General features: G+C 64.0%; 16 protein-coding genes. 9 read left to right on the plus strand and 7 right to left on the minus strand.

The genetic code is table 11. The features are described from left to right. The first annotated feature begins 141 nt into the window (after positions 1-141). Positions 142-1,524, plus strand: coding sequence for an oxygen-independent coproporphyrinogen III oxidase (hemN, locus tag AC1DU8_RS00735; RefSeq protein WP_477666427.1), 1,383 nt, complete (start codon positions 142-144; stop codon positions 1,522-1,524). A gap of 14 nt (positions 1,525-1,538) precedes the next feature. Continuing rightward, positions 1,539-2,219, plus strand: coding sequence for a sulfite exporter TauE/SafE family protein (locus AC1DU8_RS00740; protein WP_457281513.1), 681 nt, complete (start codon positions 1,539-1,541; stop codon positions 2,217-2,219). Positions 2,220-2,250: 31 nt separating this feature from the next. On the opposite strand, the gene AC1DU8_RS00745 is transcribed toward AC1DU8_RS00740, so the two are convergent. From AC1DU8_RS00745 to AC1DU8_RS00760, 4 genes are all read right to left on the minus strand, one after another. Continuing rightward, positions 2,251-3,612 (minus strand): MBL fold metallo-hydrolase RNA specificity domain-containing protein, encoded by a 1,362-nt coding sequence (locus AC1DU8_RS00745; protein ID WP_477666428.1) that lies wholly within the window; start codon positions 3,610-3,612, stop codon positions 2,251-2,253. 111 nt (positions 3,613-3,723) lie between these two features. Next, a complete protein-coding gene (locus tag AC1DU8_RS00750; RefSeq protein ID WP_477701533.1) occupies positions 3,724-4,242 on the minus strand; it encodes a DUF2917 domain-containing protein in 519 nt (172 codons plus the stop codon). A gap of 38 nt (positions 4,243-4,280) precedes the next feature. Continuing rightward, the gene (locus tag AC1DU8_RS00755; RefSeq protein WP_477726350.1) at positions 4,281-6,107 is read right to left on the minus strand and encodes an AfsR/SARP family transcriptional regulator; all 1,827 of its coding nucleotides are present in this window, start codon (positions 6,105-6,107) and stop codon (positions 4,281-4,283) included. A gap of 9 nt (positions 6,108-6,116) precedes the next feature. Continuing rightward, positions 6,117-6,392, minus strand: a complete 276-nt coding sequence (locus tag AC1DU8_RS00760) for a DUF4242 domain-containing protein (RefSeq protein WP_457281509.1) — start codon at positions 6,390-6,392, stop codon at positions 6,117-6,119. Between the two features lie 232 nt (positions 6,393-6,624). On the opposite strand from AC1DU8_RS00760, the gene AC1DU8_RS00765 reads away from it, so the two are divergent. Further along, positions 6,625-8,031: a MipA/OmpV family protein gene (locus AC1DU8_RS00765; RefSeq protein ID WP_477666431.1), complete on the plus strand. Its 1,407-nt coding sequence runs from the start codon at positions 6,625-6,627 to the stop codon at positions 8,029-8,031. A 72-nt stretch (positions 8,032-8,103) separates the two neighbouring features. On the opposite strand, the gene mnmA is transcribed toward AC1DU8_RS00765, so the two are convergent. Beyond that, positions 8,104-9,318 (minus strand): tRNA 2-thiouridine(34) synthase MnmA, encoded by a 1,215-nt coding sequence (gene mnmA / locus AC1DU8_RS00770; RefSeq protein WP_477666432.1) that lies wholly within the window; start codon positions 9,316-9,318, stop codon positions 8,104-8,106. A gap of 110 nt (positions 9,319-9,428) precedes the next feature. Between mnmA and AC1DU8_RS00775 the strand changes: the two genes are divergently transcribed. Continuing rightward, positions 9,429-11,030 carry an OpgD/OpgG family glucan biosynthesis protein gene (locus tag AC1DU8_RS00775; protein ID WP_477666433.1) on the plus strand — a complete coding sequence of 534 codons (1,602 nt, stop codon included), beginning with the start codon at positions 9,429-9,431 and terminating at the stop codon, positions 11,028-11,030. 72 nt (positions 11,031-11,102) lie between these two features. Here the strand turns inward: AC1DU8_RS00775 and AC1DU8_RS00780 are convergent, their stop codons facing one another. Next, positions 11,103-11,618, minus strand: a complete 516-nt coding sequence (locus AC1DU8_RS00780) for an NUDIX hydrolase (RefSeq protein WP_457281505.1) — start codon at positions 11,616-11,618, stop codon at positions 11,103-11,105. Positions 11,619-11,626: 8 nt separating this feature from the next. Next, entirely contained in the window at positions 11,627-12,622 is a 996-nt protein-coding gene (locus AC1DU8_RS00785; RefSeq protein ID WP_477666434.1) for a LysR family transcriptional regulator, read from the minus strand. Positions 12,623-12,761: 139 nt separating this feature from the next. On the opposite strand from AC1DU8_RS00785, the gene AC1DU8_RS00790 reads away from it, so the two are divergent. The 5 genes from AC1DU8_RS00790 to AC1DU8_RS00810 all read left to right on the plus strand — a co-directional run bounded on the left by AC1DU8_RS00790 (position 12,762) and on the right by AC1DU8_RS00810 (position 19,349). Beyond that, entirely contained in the window at positions 12,762-14,297 is a 1,536-nt protein-coding gene (locus AC1DU8_RS00790; RefSeq protein WP_477726351.1) for a CoA-acylating methylmalonate-semialdehyde dehydrogenase, read from the plus strand. A gap of 254 nt (positions 14,298-14,551) precedes the next feature. Further along, a complete protein-coding gene (locus AC1DU8_RS00795) occupies positions 14,552-15,667 on the plus strand; it encodes a Re/Si-specific NAD(P)(+) transhydrogenase subunit alpha (RefSeq protein WP_457281502.1) in 1,116 nt (371 codons plus the stop codon). Between the two features lie 79 nt (positions 15,668-15,746). Then, a complete protein-coding gene (locus tag AC1DU8_RS00800) occupies positions 15,747-16,073 on the plus strand; it encodes an NAD(P) transhydrogenase subunit alpha part 2 (protein ID WP_011485418.1) in 327 nt (108 codons plus the stop codon). Continuing rightward, entirely contained in the window at positions 16,070-17,494 is a 1,425-nt protein-coding gene (locus AC1DU8_RS00805) for an NAD(P)(+) transhydrogenase (Re/Si-specific) subunit beta (protein WP_457281501.1), read from the plus strand. Before AC1DU8_RS00800 ends, AC1DU8_RS00805 begins: the two co-directional genes overlap by 4 nt. Before the next feature lie 166 nt (positions 17,495-17,660). Beyond that, the gene (locus AC1DU8_RS00810; protein ID WP_457281500.1) at positions 17,661-19,349 is read left to right on the plus strand and encodes a long-chain-fatty-acid--CoA ligase; all 1,689 of its coding nucleotides are present in this window, start codon (positions 17,661-17,663) and stop codon (positions 19,347-19,349) included. The last annotated feature ends 76 nt before the right edge of the window (positions 19,350-19,425 follow it).

The following is a 19,425-nucleotide window of genomic DNA, read 5'->3' on the forward strand; positions in this document are numbered from 1 at the left end:
CGCCCTTCGCGGCGATTTGACGCAGGTCAAGGACGGGGCAAACGCGTCCGGCGGCCGCACCTTGCGCCCTCGTTGATCCACATCAACGCAGCCGGGGCGGAGAGGCGGCACAGTGGAGGCCTCACATTCCTGAACCATCCCATGCCCGCTGTTCTACCCCAGGCCCTTCGCCAGTTCGACATCTCCGGCCCGCGCTACACGTCCTTTCCGACGGCGGACCGTTTTGTCGAGGCCTTTACCGCCGTCGATCACGGCCGCGCGCTGGACGACAGGCGCGCGCGGGCCGAGACCTCGGCGGCACCGCTATCGCTGTATGTGCACATCCCCTTTTGCGAATCGCTGTGCTACTACTGCGCCTGCAACAAGATCATCACCAAGCAGCACAGCCGTGCCACCGCCTACCTGGGCTATCTTGAGCGCGAAGTGGCCCTGTACACGGCGCGCCTGGGGCAGGGACAGCCTGTCAGCCAGCTGCACCTGGGTGGGGGCACGCCGACTTTTTTGTCCGACGCGGAACTCGCACAGCTCATGGACATGCTCAGACGCAACTTCGACATCGCGGCCGGTGCGGAAATGGCCATCGAGGTAGACCCACGCACCGTGGACAACACGCGCCTGGCCGCGCTGGCGGCCCTGGGCTTTAACCGCCTGAGTTTCGGCGTGCAGGATTTCGATGCCGACGTGCAAAAAGCCGTGCACCGCGTCCAGCCCGCCGAACAGGTGTTCGCGCTGGTTGCGCAGGCGCGCGTGCTCGGGTTTGAATCCATCAATGTGGACCTGATCTACGGCCTGCCGCGGCAGACGCAGACGTCTTTCGCGCGCACCATACGCCAGGTCGAGGAACTCAGGCCGGACCGCATTGCCCTCTATGCCTATGCCCATTTGCCGGAGCGCTTCAAGCCGCAGCGGCACATCCCGCCGGCGCTGCTGCCCGCGGCCGAGGACAAGGCCGCCATGCTGGCCGAAGCGATGCAGCGTTTGCAGGGCGCGGGTTACCGCTACATCGGCATGGACCACTTCGCGCTTGAGAACGATGCGCTGGCCGTGGCCAGCCGCGAGGGCCGGCTGCACCGCAACTTCCAGGGCTACAGCACCCAGCCCGACCGCGACCTGGTGGGCCTGGGCGTATCGGCCATTGGCGCGGTCGGCGCCACCTACAGCCAGAATGCCAAAACCCTGGAGGAATACTGCGACTTGCTTGACCAGGGGCGCTTCCCGGTCACGCGCGGCCTGGCACTGAGCCGGGACGACCTGGCGCGCCGCGCGGTGATCATGGCCATCATGTGCCAGGGCCAGGTGTGGTTCGAATCGATAGAGCTCGCCTGGATGCTGGATTTCAAGACCTACTTTGCGGCGGAACTGGAGCGCTTGCGCGAACTGGAGGATGCCGGGCTTGTGCTGCTTTCCAGCACCGGCATCGAGGTGACGGCCGAAGGCCGGTTCGTGTTGCGCGCGGTCGCCATGGTGTTTGACCGCTACCTGCAGTCCGACCTCAACCGCAGTCGTTTCTCGCGCATTATTTGATCGCAGCGCTGCCCATGTCTTACGCCCTCGCCACGACGGCCCTGCTGATGGGCCTTGCCGGAGGACCTCATTGCGCTGTGATGTGCGGCGCGGCCTGTGGCGGCCTGCGGCGCGTGGGCCCGCAGCGGCAGGCGCATTCACCGCTGGTCTTTCAGGCCGGGCGGCTTGTCGGCTATTCAAGTGCGGGCGCGGCGGCAGCGATGGCAGTGCAAAGTTTTGCGTGGATGACAGAACAGGCCGCCGTGGTCAAGCCGCTCTGGGTGCTGTTCCATCTGGCCGTGCTGGGTTGGGGAATGATGCTGATGGTGAAGGCCAGCCAGCCGGCCTGGGCCGACCGCGCAGGCCGCTCCGCGTGGTCCAGGGTGGGTGCCGTGGCCGCATCACGGGGCGGGATGTTCTCGGTGGGCGCGTTATGGGCCTTTATGCCCTGCAGCCTGCTTTATTCGGCGCTGCTGGTGGCGTCCCTGAGTGGCGGGCCGTTGCAAGGCGCGCTGGCCATGGCGGCTTTTGCCGTGGGCAGTGGCGTCTCCCTGCTGCTGGCGCCGCAACTACTGGCCGGGCTGCGGCGCGCCGGCAACGGCCTGGGCGGTCAACTGGGTGTGCGTCTGGCCGGGGGGGTGCTGATGCTGGCCGCGGTGTTCGGCTTGTGGAGCGACATGACGCATCGCATCGCGCAGTGGTGCGGCCTGGCCTGAGGCTGTCCTTGCCGCTGGCTTGTGAATTGCATCAGGTGAGAGAGACCGACTCCAGGTAACAGGGCAGGTGGCATGGCCAGTGCAGTTCGCGTTCGATGCGCTGGCGCATGGCATCGGCTGCGGCCGGCTCGCCGTGGGTGATGAAAGTCTGCTTCGGTACCGACTTGAAGCCGCGCAGCCAACCCATGATTTCGGCGGCATCCGAATGGGCCGACAGGTCGTCCAGCATCGCCACTTCGGCGCGCACCGGCACGTCCTGGCCGTGGATACGCACGGTAGGCGCGCCGCCGGAGATGAGTGCGCCGCGCGTGCCGCCGGGCTGGAAGCCGGCAAACACGATGGTGTTGCGCTTGTCGGGCGCGAAGGCTTTGAGATGGTGGACCACACGTCCGCCGGTAGCCATGCCGCTGGCGGCAATGATGACCATGGGGCCGTGCCTGGCATTGAGCAGGCGCGACTCCTCCGGCGACTCGACGATGTGGGCGGTATGCGCCATGGCCTCGCACTCCGCGGGTGTTAGCCGCAGCTCGGCCTTGTGTTTCAGGTACACCTGCGTGGCATTGGCCGCCATGGGACTGTTGAGGTAGATCGGCAGGTTGCGTTGTATGACACCTTGCGCCTTGAGCACCTGAACGCAGTGCAGCAGGCTTTGCGCGCGCCCCACCGCAAAAGCCGGGATCACCACCACCCCGCCGCGCGCGGCTGTGCGGTTGATTACCTGGCCCAGCGCCGATAGGGGGTCAGAGTCCTTGTGCAGGCGGTCGCCGTAGGTGGACTCCACCACCAGATAATCGGCGCCGTCCATCCGTGTAGGCGGCTTGAGCACCAGGTCGTTGGGGCGGCCTATGTCCCCGGAAAACAGGATGGAGCGCGAGCCGTTGTCCAGTTGCACGAACGACGAGCCCACCATGTGGCCGGAAGGAGTCAGGCTGGCGTTCAGGCTCGGTGCCGGGTGCCAGTTTTTTCCGCTGGGTACCGGGTGCAGCAGCTTGATGCAGCGTAGCGCATCCTCGCGTGTGTACAGCGGCAGCGCCGGTGCGTGCTTCGAAAAGCCGTGGCGATTGGCGTATTCGGCTTCTTCTTCCTGCAGGTGGCCAGCGTCGGGCAGCAGGATGCGGCACAGGTCGGCCGTGGCCGGGGTGCAGAACACCTTGCCCTTGAAGCCCTGGCGCGCCAGCAGTGGCAGGTAGCCGCTATGGTCAATGTGGGCGTGCGTCAGGATCACGGCGTCAATGGAGGCCGGGGCCACAGGTAGCGCGGACCAGTTGCGCAGGCGCAATTGCTTGTAGCCCTGGAACAGCCCGCAGTCGACCAGCACCGTGGACTCCCCGTACCGGATCAGGTATTTGGAACCTGTCACGGTATCTGTGGCACCGAGGAATTGAATCTTCATGCCAGCAGCTTAGATAAAAATGGTGTGCGGGTGTTTGATGTAGCGCAATAGCCTGCACGCTGCAATGCATCGGGAAACCCGGGTCGATGCCGGCTGATGCGAACTCATTTGCTATGGATTTAATAGCTGCTTGCGCTCATCCAGTAATGATTTGAGGCTGTTTTTCTTCCAGAAGGGACGGCCTGACTCCTGCGCCCCGCTGCCTTCGAGTGTGACGAATACAGCACGGCGGTCGCAGGTCTCGCCCTGGCCGCGCGCGCGTCTTGCGCTCGCCGCGGCGCTGAGCGCCAGCGCCGCGAAGCCGCGGGCGGCCACAAAGGCCAGGAAGGCCGTGCCGCCAAGAGGCCGGGCGAGCAAGGCGCTGATGAGGCCCGGGCGGCAGGGCTCCCAGTGCAGCGTCACGCCCTGCGCGGTTCCTGCGGGCTCAATCACCGCGTTCTCATCGGCGCCTAGGCGCACGCGCTGGCCGGCCTCAATGAAATGATCGCCGGAATCATTGTGGCGCGTCAGCCAGAGCCGGCCCCGCAGCACTGTCAATTCACCGCCGCGCCGGGGCAGGCGCAGCGCTTGTCCCGGCGCCAGGCGCCGGGTTCCACCGTGAAATACGGCGCCGTTGGATGTCGCATTCATCATCGACCTCTTGAGGTGTTGCCGCGCCGTCGCCGGGTTCAGAGCCCGGCAAGGGCGTGCAGCGCGGGGTTGTCGATCTGGCCGGCAAGCAGCTTCGCCGCCGCCGCGCTCGCGCCGTCGCCGAGCGCCGCGCGGTGCAGGCAGGCGTGCACCGTCAGTTCGCGCATGCCGCTACGCGCAGCGAGGTCCTGCATTTCGTTGATCCAGGCCGAGGCCTGGGGCATGGCTTGTGCCACAGCGACATCACACAGCGCGTCGAGGGCATATGCCTTGGCCCACAGGTAGGCGTCAGGAAGGCGTACGCAGCGCGTCAGTGCGTCAGCAAGTATTTCAACGGCGCGCTGCGGTTCCCCGCGCGCCATCGCCACACGCCCCAGGCCCCGGCCGGCAATGCCTTCCCAGCACGGGTCACCGAGCTGGCAACCGAGGGCGAAGGCATGCTCGAATCGGCTCGCGGCGGCATCCACGTCGCCGCGCAGCAGGTCGATTTCGGCCCGCAGCGATTGCGGCCACGGCACAAAGGCGGTCCAGCCTTGCCGGGCCAGTGCCACCGAGCGGTCCAGGGCGTCGGCGGCCGCCTCGGGTTCGCCGTGCAGCAGTAGCGCGCGGCCCAGCATGGACAGCGCGTAGGCAAGTTGCCGGCTGTCGCCGACGGCCGCAGCCAGCGCCTCAGCTTCGCGCAGCTGGCTGATGGCGGCCGTGTAATGCGCAGTGTCGCTGAGCGCAGCGCCGTACACGGTGGCGATGCGCGCCTGCTCCGCGTGGTCGCCGGCTGCCAGCGGCGTCGCGCGTTGCAGCCAGGCGAGCGTGCGTTCATAGCGGCCGCGCAGGAATTCGACGTAGCCGAGTTCGCGGCACGCGGCGGCGGCGAGTGCCGGCGAAGCCTCGTGGCCGACCTCCAGTGCTTCGTGAAGCGCAGTGGCGCCTTCTTCGTCGCGTCCGCGGGCGGCATGCACCAGCGCACCGCCCAGGGCCACGCGGGCGCGCGCACGCAGTGCCGCGTCGCCGGTGGCATCGGCTTCCACGATCGCGCGGCGCAGGCATTGCAGGCCGGCATCGAGCGCGCCGGCGCTGATCGCCGCCTCCCCGGCTTCCAGCTGGGCCAGCGCCGCGGCGCGCCCGGTGGCGGGCCGCGCGGTGGGCGCTGCGGTGAGCGTGCGCAGGGCCGCGTCCAGCGTGGCGCCGGGTTGCACGCCGAGTACGCGCTGGAACAATTCGCGGCAGGCTGCGGCCTGGCGCGCCGCACCCACGCCGTCGCCCGCGGCCGCGAGGCTGCGCACCAGCAAAGCCTGGTAGTTCTCGTCAAGCGGGTTGTGCCGTACCAGCCGGCCGGCCAGTGTGGCTGCTTCTGTCATGGCGCCCGCGGCCATGCGAGCCAGTGCGGCTTCGCGCAGCACGGCTTCGGCGGCGGCCTGCAGATGGCGCCGCTCCGTGGCGAGCCAGACCTCGAAGGCCGGGCTGCCTGAAAAATTCATGCCTTCCAGCAACTCGTGATCCAGGCCGGGCACGCACAGGGCTTGCGCCCAGCTGCCCGACAGCACGGCGCTGAGGTCGACGTAGGTGGCAGGCTCCAGCAAAAGTGCCAGCAGATCGCCGCGCAACTCTGCGGTGCCGAGCAGGCGCCGCAGCTCACTGAGGTTCCAGCGCAGGGCGGCCAGCGGGTCTTCTGCGTCTTCGAACAGCAAGCCCGCCAGATGTTTGCGGCTGACCGGTGCATCACTGCGGACCAGGTAGGCAAGCAGGCCCCAGACCTTGTGCCCGCGCGGCGCCGGCACAGGGCTGCCGCCTCGCTCTATGCGCGGCGGACCAAGCAGGTAGATGGCAAGCCCCGGAGACGGCGGATTGTCGGGGGCTTGCGGATTCACCGGCAGACCTCAGGCTTCAGCGGTGGTGGGGTCGATGACCGTGGTGATCTGCGCGACGGAGTTCGCCGGGAAACCGCCGCGGCGCGCATGTTCCCTCACGAGCTCCTCATTGGCCGCGCGGTAGATGCAGTACATCTTGCCGCCTGTCACATAGCTTTGCACCCACTGCACATCAGGCCCCAGTTCCTGCAGCACACCGCAGGATTTCTGGGAGATGGATTGCAGCTCGGCGGGCTTCAGGGCCCCGAGTCCGGGGATGACACGTTCGATCACGAATTTGGGCATAACAGGCTCCGTTAAGTTGGTGGAGACCCGAAGATAGGCAGTGTACGTGTGAGCCAGCGTGTGAGGAAATCGCCGGGAAAGGATGTCGGCCTAGTCCATATGTGCCTGTTTGCTTACAAGTTGGGCGGCTCAGGCGGTGCCATTCGTGGATAGCATCGGAGTGTCCGCCGCGCTCTTGGCTTCTGTCCGGCTGCGGCGGCCCGTTCAGGTAGCTTCACACAAAAAACCAATGATGAACCACTCGTCCTCGCCACGCAGCCTCTTTCTGGCGTCTACCCTTTTTTTGGGCGGCCTGTGCGCCATGTCGCCGGCCCTGGCGGGCGGCAACACCGAACCACTGACCGACATCCTTTCTTCGCCCGGCAGCGCGGGCCTGGGCCTGGTGACGCGCATTGAACGTTCGCCCTACAAGGATGCAGGCACACGTTACGACCTGCTGCCGCTTTACCTGTATGAGGGCGAGCGGCTTTTCCTGCATGCCAACCGGGGCGGCATCAAGCTGCTCAACGGCACCGAGCGGCGGCTGGACCTTTTTGTGGAGCAGCGCCTGGAGGGCTTCCCGACCGAGCGCCTGCCCGCCAGCCTGGCCGGCATGTCGCCGCGCGACTCGGGCCTGGACCTGGGCCTGGCCTACCGCTGGCGCCAGCCCTGGGGAACGCTGCAGGCCGAGCTGGTGCATGACATCAGCAACACCTACAAGGGCAATGAGTTCCGCCTGGGCTACACCTACGACTGGCGCTCGGGCCCCTGGATGCTGCGGCCCAGCCTGACCGTGGGGGTGCGCGACGCCAGGCTCAACAACTATTACTATGGCGTGCAGGCCAGTGAGGCAACGGCCGGGCGGCCTGCTTATGCGCCGGGCTCGGGCGTGCAGACCTCGATTGGCCTCTACGGCTCTTATGACCTCACCGAGCGCTGGCGCCTGCTGGCCGGTGTGTCGGCCACCTTGCTGGACAACAAGACAAAGAACAGCCCCATTGTGCAAAAGAGCGTGCTGCCTGCCGTGTATATCGGCGCGGCCTATGACTTTGGCGGCCACAAGCGTGAGTGGGCAGAAGACGGCTCGCCCACCTACTTCAAGCTGCTGTACGGCAAGTCAACCGAAGATGGCTGCCATCTGGCCAAGATCATCACGGCGCAGTGCCTGTCGACGGCGAAGGTCAATTCGACCAGCATTACCGGCATCCAGGTCGGCAAGCCCTTCCTGAACAACGTGAACGGCTGGCCGCTCGACTTCATCGGCTATGTGGGCCTCACGCACCACAACGAGCGGGGCCTGCAGGCCAATGGCGTGCAACTGGACCTGTTCATGAAGGCCGTCTACTCGGGCTTCCCATGGAGCGACCGGGTCAAGACGCGGCTCGGTCTGGGCGTGGGCGTGTCCATGGCACAGCGGGCTCCCTACATTGAGTCCTCCAGCCTGGCGGCCAACGGCAAGTCGGCTTCCCGCATGCTCAATTACCTGGATCCGACCATCGACGTGAGCCTGGGCGACCTGATCGGCTACCGGCCGCTCAAGGACACCTTTATAGGCTTTGGTGTGTCGCACCGCTCCGGCATTTTTGGCTCGTCGCGCCTGCTGGGCAATGTCAACGGCGGCTCCAACTACATCTACACCTACGTTGAAACCGCGCTTTGAGTCGTATTTGCTATTGATTTAATAGCTGCTTGCGCAAGTCCATAAAGGCTTGCGGCCTGATTTGAATGAAAATCAGGCGTAGGCTGCCCGGACCGGCACAGCCGGCTGGTTCTGCACATTGCTGGCAGCAATCACGCCGCCACCCAGGCAGACATCGCCCTGGTAGAGCACAGCCGACTGGCCCGGCGTCACCGCCCACTGGGCATCGGCAAACACCAGTTCGCAGGCCGCGCCGGTAGCGCTGCGCAGTTTGCAGGGTGCGTCGGCCTGCCGGTAGCGTGTCTTGGCCGCCATGACACCGGGCGTCGGTGCATGTCCCGCCACCCAGCTGCAGTCCTGTGCCTGGAGCACCGTGGATTGCAGCCAGTGGTGATCATGGCCCTGAACCACCCATAGCGTGTTCGTTTCAAGGTCCTTGCGTGCCACAAACCAGGGTTCGTGCTCGCCCACGCCGCGCAACCCGCGTGCCTGCACGGCCTTGAGCTCGGCTCCCTTGGCCTTCACGCCGCCTATGCCCAGGCCCTGACGCTGTCCCAATGTATAGAAGGACAGGCCCACATGCTCGCCGAGCACGCGGCCCTTGTCGTTCTTGATGGGGCCTGGCTCTTTGGCGATGTAGCGATTCAAGAATTCGCGGAAAGGCCTCTCGCCGATAAAACAGATGCCAGTGGAGTCTTTTTTCTTCGCGTTGGGCAGGCCGATCTCGTCGGCAATGCGCCGGACTTCGGTCTTGCGCAACTCACCCACCGGGAACAGCGTTTTGGAGAGCTGTGCCTGGTTGAGCCGGTGCAAAAAATAGCTTTGGTCTTTGGCTGGATCAAGGCCCTTGAGCAGTTCGTGCAGGCCGGTGGCTTCGTTGTGGCGAACCCTGGCGTAATGCCCGGTCGCGATTTTTTCGGCGCCCAGGCGCATGGCATGGTCCAGAAATGCCTTGAACTTGATTTCGGCGTTGCACAGGATGTCGGGGTTGGGCGTGCGGCCGGCCTGGTATTCGCGCAGGAACTCGGCGAAGACGCGGTCCTTGTAGTCGGCTGCGAAGTTGACGTGCTCGATCTCGATGCCGATCACGTCGGCCACGGCGGCGGCGTCGACAAAATCAATGTTGGACGAGCAGAACTCGCTGTCGTCGTCATCTTCCCAGTTCTTCATGAAGATGCCGATAACCTCGTGGCCCTGCTGTTTGAGCAGGTGCGCCGTCACCGCGGAGTCCACGCCTCCGCTCAGGCCGACGACGATCCGTTTCCGCTTGCCGTCGTGGCTGTATGTGTTGATTTGCGGGTTGCCCATGGCTCTATTGTAAAAAGATGAAAGCGTTTGCGCCTGTCTGGGCTTTTCGGCCCTGTTGGCCGTGCGGCCGGCGGCACAATGGAATGCCCTTTCTTGCAGGAGCTGCCACTTTGCAACGACGTCAATTTCTTTCCCGCACCGGGCAGGCCGTCACGGCCGCCGGCATCGCCACCGGGCTGCCATGGCTTTCGTCACTGGCCCAGGCCGCGGGCCTCAAACCCGTGGGCAAGGCCCAAGCCTTCGACTACGCGATGCTCAAGGGCCAGGCGCGCGACCTGGCCGCCAAACCTTACCGGCCCCGGTCGACGACGTTGCCGTCCGGCATTTCGGACTTGAACTGGGACCAGCACCAGGCCATACGCTTTCGGGACGACCATGCCTTGTGGGGCGATGACAAGCTGCGCTTCGTGGCGAAGTTTTTCCACCTCGGCCTGTACTTCAAGACGCCGGTGCGCATGCACGAAGTGAGCAATGGCCAGGCGCAGGAGCTGGCCTATGACCCGGCCATGTTTGATTATGGGAAAAGCGGCGTGCGGGGCGACAAGCTTCCCGCCGATCTCGGTTTTGCCGGCTTCCGGCTGAATTTCCACACCGATCCGGTGCGTGACGTGGCGGCCTTCCTTGGCGCAAGCTACTTTCGCGCGGTGGGCGGCGAATGGCAGTACGGCCAGTCGGCGCGGGGCCTGGCCATCGACACGGCGCAAACTTTCCCGGAAGAGTTTCCGGATTTCATCGGTTACTGGCTCGAAAAGCCGGACCCGAAAGCGGCCTCGCTGACCGTCTACGCCCTGCTGGACTCGCCGAGCGTCAGCGGCGCCTACCGCTTTGTGATCACGCCGGGCGACACGCAGGTCATGGACCTGGACGTGGCGCTGTATCCGCGCAAAACCATTGACCGCATGGGCATCGCGCCGTGCACCAGCATGTTCCAGACCGGCGAAAACGACAAACGCATGGGCTGGGACTGGCGCGGCGAAATCCACGACACCGACGGCCTGGCCATGCACAGCGGCACGGGCGAATGGCTGTGGCGTCCACTGACCAATCCGGCGCAATTGCAGTTCAACGCCTTTCAGGACGACAACCCGCGCGGTTTTGGCCTGATGCAGCGCGATCGCAACTTTGACCACTACCAGGACGACGGCGTGTTCTATGAAAAACGCCCGAGCCTGTGGGTTGAGCCCAAGGCGGGCTGGGGTGCGGGCGCGATACAGCTGGTGGAAATTCCGACCGCGGACGAAACCTTTGACAACATCGTGGCCTTCTGGAACCCCAGGGACAAGCCGCAGGCAGGGCAGGAGTTGCTGTTTTCCTACCGGCTGCACTGGGGGGGCGAACCGCCCGCCGCGCAAGGGCCGCTGGCGCGCTGTGTGGCCACACGTACCGGCCTCGGCGGCGTGGTCGGGCAAAAGCGCACCGCCTACACGCGGCGTTTTGCCGTCGATTTTGCGGGCGGCGACTTTGCCTTGCTGAACCGCGGGGCCCAGGTCAAAGCCGTGATCACCGCTTCGCGCGGCACGATTGAATTGACGTCGGCCCGGCCGCTGGACGCCATCAAGGGGTGGCGTGCCATGTTCGACCTGCGCCCCGATGGCGACAGCACGGCACCCATCAACCTGCGCATGCATTTGCAGGTCGACGGCCAGTCATTGACGGAGACCTGGTTGTACCAGTGGACGCCGCCGCCGGTGGCGCAACGAATTCTTTATTGAGGATTGCGCTGGCTGTCAGCGGGAAAGCGTTCCCGTTGGCGCCGCCAAATCGTGCATGGCTCGCGGCGCTTCCTACTTCTGGCTCAGCGGTGCATGCACGCTGGCATCCGTGGTCACCAGATCAAGCGGGAAGCGCCTGCCTGCCAGGTAATCTTCCATGCAGGTCAACAAGAGGGGGCTTCGGTGCATGTGAGCGCTCGCTCTTATTTCGTCGGCCGTCAGCCAGACCGTGCGCACAATGCCTTCATCCAGCGCTTGGCCTGCCACGTGCTCGCCCAGTTCGCCGCAGAACGCAAAGCGCAGGTAGGTGATGTCTTCGGATTCTTCCTGCCCGATGAGGGCCCGCTCAAAGCGGGAGAGATAGACCCCCACAATGGCAGTGGGCGTGAAATGGAAGGCGGTTTCTTCCAGTGTTTCGCGCACACAACCCTCAAAGGGACTTTCACCGGGATCCAGGTGGCCGGCGGGGTTGTTGAGCTTCAGGCCGTCCCGCGTTTCCTCTTCGACCAGCAGGAACCTGGAGACACCGTCGATCTTTTTTTCAATCACCGCAGCGACCGTGACGCTGGGTTTCCATCGTTTAATCATGCGCCGGATTATCCGTGGCCTTGATGACCGGGGTCCTGACCGGCCGGCCAGGTGTGTTTGCTAGCCGAAAATCCGGCAGCGAAACTCTCGCGCAAATGTGCCACAAGGCATTGCACCGCCTTGGGCACTTGCTGCGACCAGGGCCTGAGGGCGTAAATGCGCTCGCCGAAAAATCCCTGCACCTGCCACTCAGGCAGCACCTGCACGAGCGGCGATGGCGCCGCGCTGCCACCCGCGGGTGCACTGAAATCCGGCAGCAGGCCGATGCCCAGGCCCGCCACCAGCGCTTCGCGCAGCACTTCGCTGTTGTTGGCCTTCAGTGTGCCCGTGATGTTCACGCCAACCTGCTCGCGGGATTTGCGCTTGCCGCTGCGCACGAAGGTCCAGCTGGCGGTGTTGTGGTTGCCCAGGTAAAGCAGGCAATCGTGCGCGGCCAGGTCTGACGGCTGCGCAGGCACGCCGCGGCGCGCCAGGTAGTCGGGGCTGGCCAGCAGGATGGAGCGCGTTTCGCACAACACCCAGGCCACATGGGTGTCGGGCGGCGCATTCGTGTGTCGTATCGCCAGGTCGAAGCCTTCATTGGCAAGGTTGACAAAGCGGTCGGTGAGTTCCAGTTCGATATGGATCTCGGGATAGCGCTTGAGGAAGGCCGCAACGCAGGGCGCCAGGTGCTGACGCCCCAGAGCGACCGGCGCTGTCACACGGATCAGCCCGCGCGGGGTTTCGACCAGGTCCTTGACGGCGGAATAGCTTTCGCTGATGCGGTTAAACGCCGGCTGCATGTCGTTCACCAATTGCTGGCCGGCCTCCGTCAGGCCTACGGAGCGCGTGGTGCGCCGCACCAGCGTCACGCCGGCGGCGCGCTCCAGCTCACTGATGCGCATGCTGGCCGAGGCCTTGGACATCCCGAGGCGGCGCGCCGCTTCGGTAAAGCTGCGTGTAGCCGCCAGGATGGTCAGCAGGTGAAGATCGGCGACAAGGGGCGATAGCTGGTCGGAAGACATGGAGGTCGAGAGGCCTATTGTTCAAAAATATGAACAATGTAATCACAAAACGGGGCATTATCAATTCGGCTGCGCAGCCCTAGACTGCGGTGAACCCCCAACGGCCAGTCCGGTGCCGCCACCTTTCAAGGATTGCAAAATGTCTTTATCCCCTGCTGCCTCCGCTTCACAAGCCACTATCGGCCACTACTTGAATGGCCGTGTGGCCGCGCCGTCTTCCGGGCGTAGCCAGGAAGTCTTCAACCCTGCAACGGGCGCGGTGTCGGGTCATGTCGCGCTTGCCAGCGGAACGGAGGTCGATGCGGCCGTGGCGTCAGCCCAGGCCGCCTTTCCCGCCTGGGCCGACACGCCGCCACTGCGCCGCGCGCGCGTGCTGTTCAAGTTCCTGGAACTGCTCAACCTGAACAAGGACAAGCTGGCCCACATGATCACCGCCGAGCACGGCAAGGTGTTCACCGACGCCCAAGGCGAGGTCTCGCGCGGCATCGACATTGTTGAATTCGCCTGCGGCATTCCGCAGCTGCTCAAGGGCGACTTCACCGACCAGGTTTCCACCGGCATCGACAACTGGACGCTGCGCCAGCCGCTGGGTGTGGTGGCCGGCATCACGCCCTTCAATTTTCCGGTGATGGTGCCGATGTGGATGTTCCCGGTGGCGATTGCCGCCGGCAACTGCTTTGTGCTCAAGCCCAGTCCCATCGACCCCAGCCCCAGCCTTTTCATGGCCGACCTGCTCAAGCAAGCCGGCTTGCCCGACGGCGTCTTCAACGTGGTGCAGGGCGATAAAGAGGCGGTCGACGCCCTGCTGGTGCACCCGGACGTGAAGGCCGTGTCCTTTGTTGGCTCCACACCGATCGCGAACTACATCTACGAAACCGGCGCACGCCACGGCAAGCGCGTGCAGGCACTGGGCGGCGCGAAGAACCACATGGTGGTCATGCCCGACGCCGACCTGGAGCAGGCGGTGGACGCATTGATCGGCGCGGGCTACGGCTCGGCCGGCGAACGCTGCATGGCGATCTCTGTGGCTGTGCTGGTGGGCAATGTGGCCGAAAAACTCATTCCCATGCTGGAAGCGCGCGCCAAAACACTGGTGATCAAAAACGGTGTGGAGCTTGACGCTGAAATGGGCCCCATCGTCACATCGGCCGCGCACCAGCGCATTACCGGCTACATCGAGACGGGCGTGAAAGAAGGCGCCAAGCTGCTGGTGGACGGCCGCACCTTCACGGGCGCCAAGGCCGGCCCGGGCTGCGGCAAGGGCTTCTGGATGGGTGGCACGCTGTTTGACCATGTCACGCCCGACATGCGCATCTATAAAGAAGAGATTTTTGGCCCGGTGCTGGGCTGCGTGCGCGTGAAGGACTTCGCCGAAGCGGTGAACCTGATCAATGCCCATGAATTCGGCAACGGCGTGAGCTGCTTCACCCGGGACGGCCACGTGGCCCGCGAATTCAGCCGCCGCATCCAGGTCGGCATGGTCGGCATCAACGTGCCGATCCCGGTGCCCATGGCCTGGCATGGCTTTGGCGGCTGGAAAAAAAGCCTCTTCGGCGACATGCACGCCTATGGCGAAGAGGGCGTACGTTTCTATACCAAACAAAAGTCCATCATGCAGCGCTGGCCAGAGAGCATCGGCAAGGGCGCCGAATTCGTGATGCCGACAGCCAAATAGAAATAGCACGCCAGCCATCAAGGCAAACCGGCCCCAACCGCCATGTATTGGCAGGCGGGGCTTTTTTTATTGCGTGGCTTGACTCGGGTCAAAAACTGTAGACTGCCCTGACAAAAAATTGCAGAAATCTCATGTAAGCTTCATGACAGGTACAAAAGCGGATACGCAGACAAAGACACCGAGACAGATCGCGCGCAAGCTCGCCTGCGGGCTGACGTCAATCAAACCAACACCAACGTACTGAGGAGAGACCCATGCTCATTGGGGTACCCGCCGAAATCACGGCCGGAGAAACACGCGTCGCCATCACGCCCGAAACGGCCAAAAAGCTCAAGGCACAAGGGCACACCGTCCGTGTGCAGTCCGGCGCCGGGGTGGCCGCCAGCGTTCCCGATGAGGCCTACACGGCGGTCGGCGCGGAGATCACCGACGCGGCGGGCGCTTACGGCGCTGATATCGTGCTCAAGGTCCGCTGCCCGCTGGACAGCGAAATGCCGCTGGCCAAAGCCGGCGGTGTGCTGGTCGGCATGCTCAATCCTTTTGATGCCACTGGGCTGCAGCGCCTGGCTGCGGCCAAGCTGACGTCCTTCGCGCTGGAGGCCGCGCCGCGCACCAGCCGCGCGCAAAGCATGGACGTGCTCTCGTCGCAAGCCAACATCGCCGGCTACAAGGCCGTGATGATGGCCGCTGCCGAATACCAGCGCTTCTTTCCCATGCTGATGACGGCGGCCGGCACGGTCAAGGCCGCCCGCGTGGTGATTCTGGGTGTCGGCGTAGCCGGCCTTCAGGCCATTGCCACCGCCAAGCGCCTGGGCGCGGTGATCGAAGCCAGCGACGTGCGCCCGAGTGTCAAAGAGCAGGTCGAATCGTTGGGCGGTAAATTCATCGATGTGCCCTACGAGACTGACGAAGAGCGCGAAGCCGCAGTCGGTGTGGGCGGCTATGCCAAGCCCATGCCGCCGAGCTGGCTCGAGCGGCAAAAAGCCGAAGTCGCCAAGCGCGTGGCGCAGGCCGACGTGGTCATCACCACAGCCTTGATCCCGGGCCGCCCTGCGCCCGTGCTGGTCACCGAAGACATGGTCAAGGCCATGAAACCCGGCAGCGTGATCGTCGACCTGGCTGCACCACAAGGCGGCAACTGCCCGCTGACCGAGCCCGGCAAAACGGTCGTCAAGCACGGCGTGACGCTGATCGGCCAGACCAATGTGCCGGCCCTCGTCGCCGCCGACGCCAGCGCACTCTACGCACGCAACCTGCTCGACTTCCTCAAGCTCATCATCACCAAGGAAGGCACGCTCAATGTCGACCTGGAAGATGACATCGTCGCCGCCTGCCTGATGACGCAGGGCGGCGAGGTCAAGAAGAAGTAACCCATTCGGGACCCATCGGATCAATTGGATTTAATCGGCCAGCCGGGTTCAAGCCGGCGCGGCCCTCACGGAGAAGACCATGGATGCAGTGTCACCCACCATCATCAACCTGATTATTTTTGTACTGGCCATCTACGTGGGTTACCACGTGGTGTGGACTGTCACGCCGGCCCTGCACACGCCGCTGATGGCGGTGACCAATGCGATTTCGGCCATCGTGATCGTGGGCGCCATGCTCGCGGCCGCGCTGACCGAAACGCCGCTGGGCAAAACCATGGGCGTGCTGGCCGTGGCGCTGGCGGCCGTCAACATCTTCGGCGGCTTTCTGGTGACGCGCCGGATGCTGGAGATGTTCCGCAAGAAAGAAAAGAAAGTAGCCGCGCCCGCTGAAGGAGCCGCCAAATGAGCATGAATCTCGTCACGCTGCTGTACCTGGTGGCCTCCGTCTGCTTTATTCAGGCGCTCAAGGGCCTGTCACACCCCACCAGCTCGATCCGCGGCAATCTGTTCGGCATGGTCGGCATGGCCATTGCCATGCTGACGACAGCTGCGCTCATCGTTGAAATTTCAGGCGGCAAAGCCCTGGGCATGGGTTACGTTCTGTTGGGTCTGGTGGTCGGCGGGGGCTATGGTGCCTGGCGCGCCAAGACGGTCGAAATGACCAAGATGCCCGAGCTGGTGGCCTTCTTCCACAGCATGATCGGTTTGGCTGCGGTCTTTATCGCCGTGGCCGCCGTGGCCGAGCCCTACGCTTTCGGCATCGCGCCCAAAGGCAGCCCCATCCCCACCGGCAACCGGCTGGAGCTGTTCCTCGGTGCGGCCATTGGCGCCATCACCTTCAGCGGCTCGGTGATCGCCTTCGGCAAGTTGTCGGGCACCTACAAGTTCCGCCTGTTCCAGGGCGCACCGGTGCAGTTTGCCGGCCAGCACAAGCTGAACCTGCTGCTGGGCCTCATTACCATCGGCCTGGGGCTGGTATTCATGTTCACGGGCAGCTGGCCAGCGTTTTTCGCGATGCTGGCGCTGAGCTTCGTTATGGGCGTGCTGATCATCATCCCTATCGGCGGCGCCGACATGCCGGTCGTGGTGTCCATGCTCAATAGCTACTCGGGCTGGGCGGCGGCCGGTATCGGTTTTTCGCTCAACAACTCCATGCTGATCATTGCCGGCTCGCTGGTCGGCTCGTCGGGCGCCATCCTTTCGTACATCATGTGCAAGGCGATGAACCGCTCCTTCTTCAACGTGATTTTGGGCGGCTTCGGCGGTGAGGCCGGCACGGCCGCCACCGGCGCCAAAGAGCAGCGCCCCGTCAAGTCGGGCTCTGCCGACGACGCTGCCTTCATCCTGGGCAATGCAGAGACCGTGATCATCGTGCCGGGCTACGGCCTGGCCGTGGCGCGCGCTCAGCACTCGGTCAAAGAGCTGGCGCAAAAGCTCATCGACAGGGGCGTCAACGTCAAGTACGCGATTCACCCCGTGGCGGGCCGCATGCCCGGCCACATGAACGTCTTGCTGGCCGAGGCCGAAGTGCCTTATGACCAGGTACATGAAATGGAAGACATCAACGCCGAGTTCGGCCAGGCCGACGTCGCCATCATCCTGGGCGCCAACGACGTGGTGAACCCTGCAGCGCACGTCAAGGGCAGCGCCATCTACGGCATGCCCATCCTGGAGGCCTACAAGGCCAAGACGGTCATTGTCAACAAGCGCTCCATGGCGGCTGGCTACGCGGGCCTGGACAACGAACTCTTCTACATGGACAAGACCATGATGGTGTTCGGAGACGCCAAAAAGGTGATCGAAGATATGGGCAAGGCCATCGAGTGATCGCGGGCTGCCGGGTTTTCCCGCGGCGGCGAGCCGCGGGCGCACCCCGATTTAGAGAGGCTTCCCTCCTTATTTCCCGGGCTTCCTAGGGAAAACGCAATAGCCACGAAGAGGGCACGCCATGAGAATCCATGGCAGTAAGCAATACGTAATGGAGAAGACAAACATGAATGCAGCGACCCTTGACCGCCCATGGCTCAAAGCCTATCCGCCGGGCGTTCCTACCGATATCGACGCGTCCCAGTACCCGTCGCTGGTCGCATTGATGGAGGAAAGCTTCAAGAAACACGGCAGCCGCGTCGCCTACAGCTTCATGGGCAAGGACGTGACCTTCGGCCAGACCGACAGCCTGTCGCTCGCCTTCGGTGCCTACCTGCAAAGCCTGGGCCTGGCCAAAGGCGACCGCATTGCCATCATGATGCCCAACGTGCCGCAGTATCCGGTAGCCGTGGCGGCCATCCTGCGCGCCGGCTATGTGGTGGTCAATGTGAACCCGCTGTACACGCCGCGCGAACTGGAGCATCAGCTCAAGGACTCCGGTTCGAAGGCGATTGTCATCATCGAAAACTTCGCCAACACGCTCGAGCAGTGCATTGCCGCCACGCCCGTCAAGCACGTGGTGTTGTGCGCCATGGGCGACCAGCTGGGCATGCTCAAGGGCGCACTCGTCAACTATGTGGTGCGCAACGTCAAGAAGATGGTGCCGGCCTTCAACCTGCCCGGCGCCGTGCGTTTTAACGACGCTGTGGCGCGGGGCACGCGCCTGACGCTCAAGCGGCCCGACATCAAACCCGACGACGTGGCCGTACTGCAATACACCGGCGGCACCACCGGTGTTTCCAAAGGCGCCGTGCTGCTGCACCGCAACGTGATCGCCAATGTGCTGCAGTCCGAAGCCTGGAACAGCCCGGCCATGGCGGCCCTGCCGGCCGGCGAGCAGCTCACGTATGTCTGCGCGCTACCGCTGTACCACATCTTCGCATTCACCGTGAACATGATGCTGGGCATGCGTACCGGAAGCAAAAACATCCTGATCCCCAATCCGCGTGACCTGACGGCTGTGCTTAAAGAGCTCTCCAGGCACAAGATCAACAGCTTCCCAGCGGTCAACACGCTCTTCAACGGCCTGGCCAACCACCCGGACTTCAACACGGTTGACTGGTCGCACCTGAAGATTTCGCTGGGCGGCGGCATGGCGGTCACGGGTGCGGTCGCCAAACTGTGGCTTGAAAAAACCGGCTGCCCGGTCTGCGAAGGTTACGGCCTGTCCGAGACATCACCCTCGGCTAGCTGCAATCCGACCAACAGCAAAGCCTTCACCGGCACCATCGGCGTGCCGATTCCCGGTACTTATTTCAAACTCCTTGATGACGACGGCAACGAAGTGCCACCCGGCCAGCCCGGTGAAATCGCTATCAAGGGGCCGCAGGTCATGGCCGGCTACTGGCAACGCCCCGATGAAACCGCCAAGGTCATGACGCCCGACGGCTACTTCAAGTCCGGCGACATTGGAGTCCTTGATGAAAACGGCTTCTTCAAGATTGTCGACCGCAAGAAAGACATGATTCTGGTGAGCGGCTTCAACGTCTACCCGAACGAGATTGAAGACGTGGTCTCCAAGCTCGACGGTGTGATGGAATGCGCCTGTGTGGGCGTTGCCGACGAAAAATCCGGCGAAGCTGTGAAGCTGGTCATTGTCAAAAAGAACCCCGACCTGACAGAAGCGCAAGTGCGCGAATATTGCAAAACCAACCTGACCGGCTATAAACAGCCCAAGGTGGTGGAGTTCCGCACCGACCTGCCCAAGACGCCGGTCGGCAAGATACTGCGCCGCGAACTGCGCGACAAGAAATAAACGGCAAGTTTCAGAGCTCGCCGCGCTTGCGCGGCAGGTTTTCTAGAGGGCGGCGCAAGCTGCCCTTTTTTCTGCG

The organism is Polaromonas sp. P3_A5, assembly GCF_056403055.1.

Coding starts and splice junctions, on each gene's coding strand:
- hemN (WP_477666427.1), top strand. CDS start 142: ATGCCCGCTGTTCTACCCCAGGCCCTTCGCCAGTTCGACATCTCCGGC.
- AC1DU8_RS00740 (WP_457281513.1), top strand. CDS start 1,539: ATGTCTTACGCCCTCGCCACGACGGCCCTGCTGATGGGCCTTGCCGGA.
- AC1DU8_RS00745 (WP_477666428.1), bottom strand. CDS start 3,612: ATGAAGATTCAATTCCTCGGTGCCACAGATACCGTGACAGGTTCCAAA.
- AC1DU8_RS00750 (WP_477701533.1), bottom strand. CDS start 4,242: ATGAATGCGACATCCAACGGCGCCGTATTTCACGGTGGAACCCGGCGC.
- AC1DU8_RS00760 (WP_457281509.1), bottom strand. CDS start 6,392: ATGCCCAAATTCGTGATCGAACGTGTCATCCCCGGACTCGGGGCCCTG.
- AC1DU8_RS00765 (WP_477666431.1), top strand. CDS start 6,625: ATGAACCACTCGTCCTCGCCACGCAGCCTCTTTCTGGCGTCTACCCTT.
- mnmA (WP_477666432.1), bottom strand. CDS start 9,318: ATGGGCAACCCGCAAATCAACACATACAGCCACGACGGCAAGCGGAAA.
- AC1DU8_RS00780 (WP_457281505.1), bottom strand. CDS start 11,618: ATGATTAAACGATGGAAACCCAGCGTCACGGTCGCTGCGGTGATTGAA.
- AC1DU8_RS00785 (WP_477666434.1), bottom strand. CDS start 12,622: ATGTCTTCCGACCAGCTATCGCCCCTTGTCGCCGATCTTCACCTGCTG.
- AC1DU8_RS00790 (WP_477726351.1), top strand. CDS start 12,762: ATGTCTTTATCCCCTGCTGCCTCCGCTTCACAAGCCACTATCGGCCAC.
- AC1DU8_RS00795 (WP_457281502.1), top strand. CDS start 14,552: ATGCTCATTGGGGTACCCGCCGAAATCACGGCCGGAGAAACACGCGTC.
- AC1DU8_RS00800 (WP_011485418.1), top strand. CDS start 15,747: ATGGATGCAGTGTCACCCACCATCATCAACCTGATTATTTTTGTACTG.
- AC1DU8_RS00805 (WP_457281501.1), top strand. CDS start 16,070: ATGAGCATGAATCTCGTCACGCTGCTGTACCTGGTGGCCTCCGTCTGC.
- AC1DU8_RS00810 (WP_457281500.1), top strand. CDS start 17,661: ATGAATGCAGCGACCCTTGACCGCCCATGGCTCAAAGCCTATCCGCCG.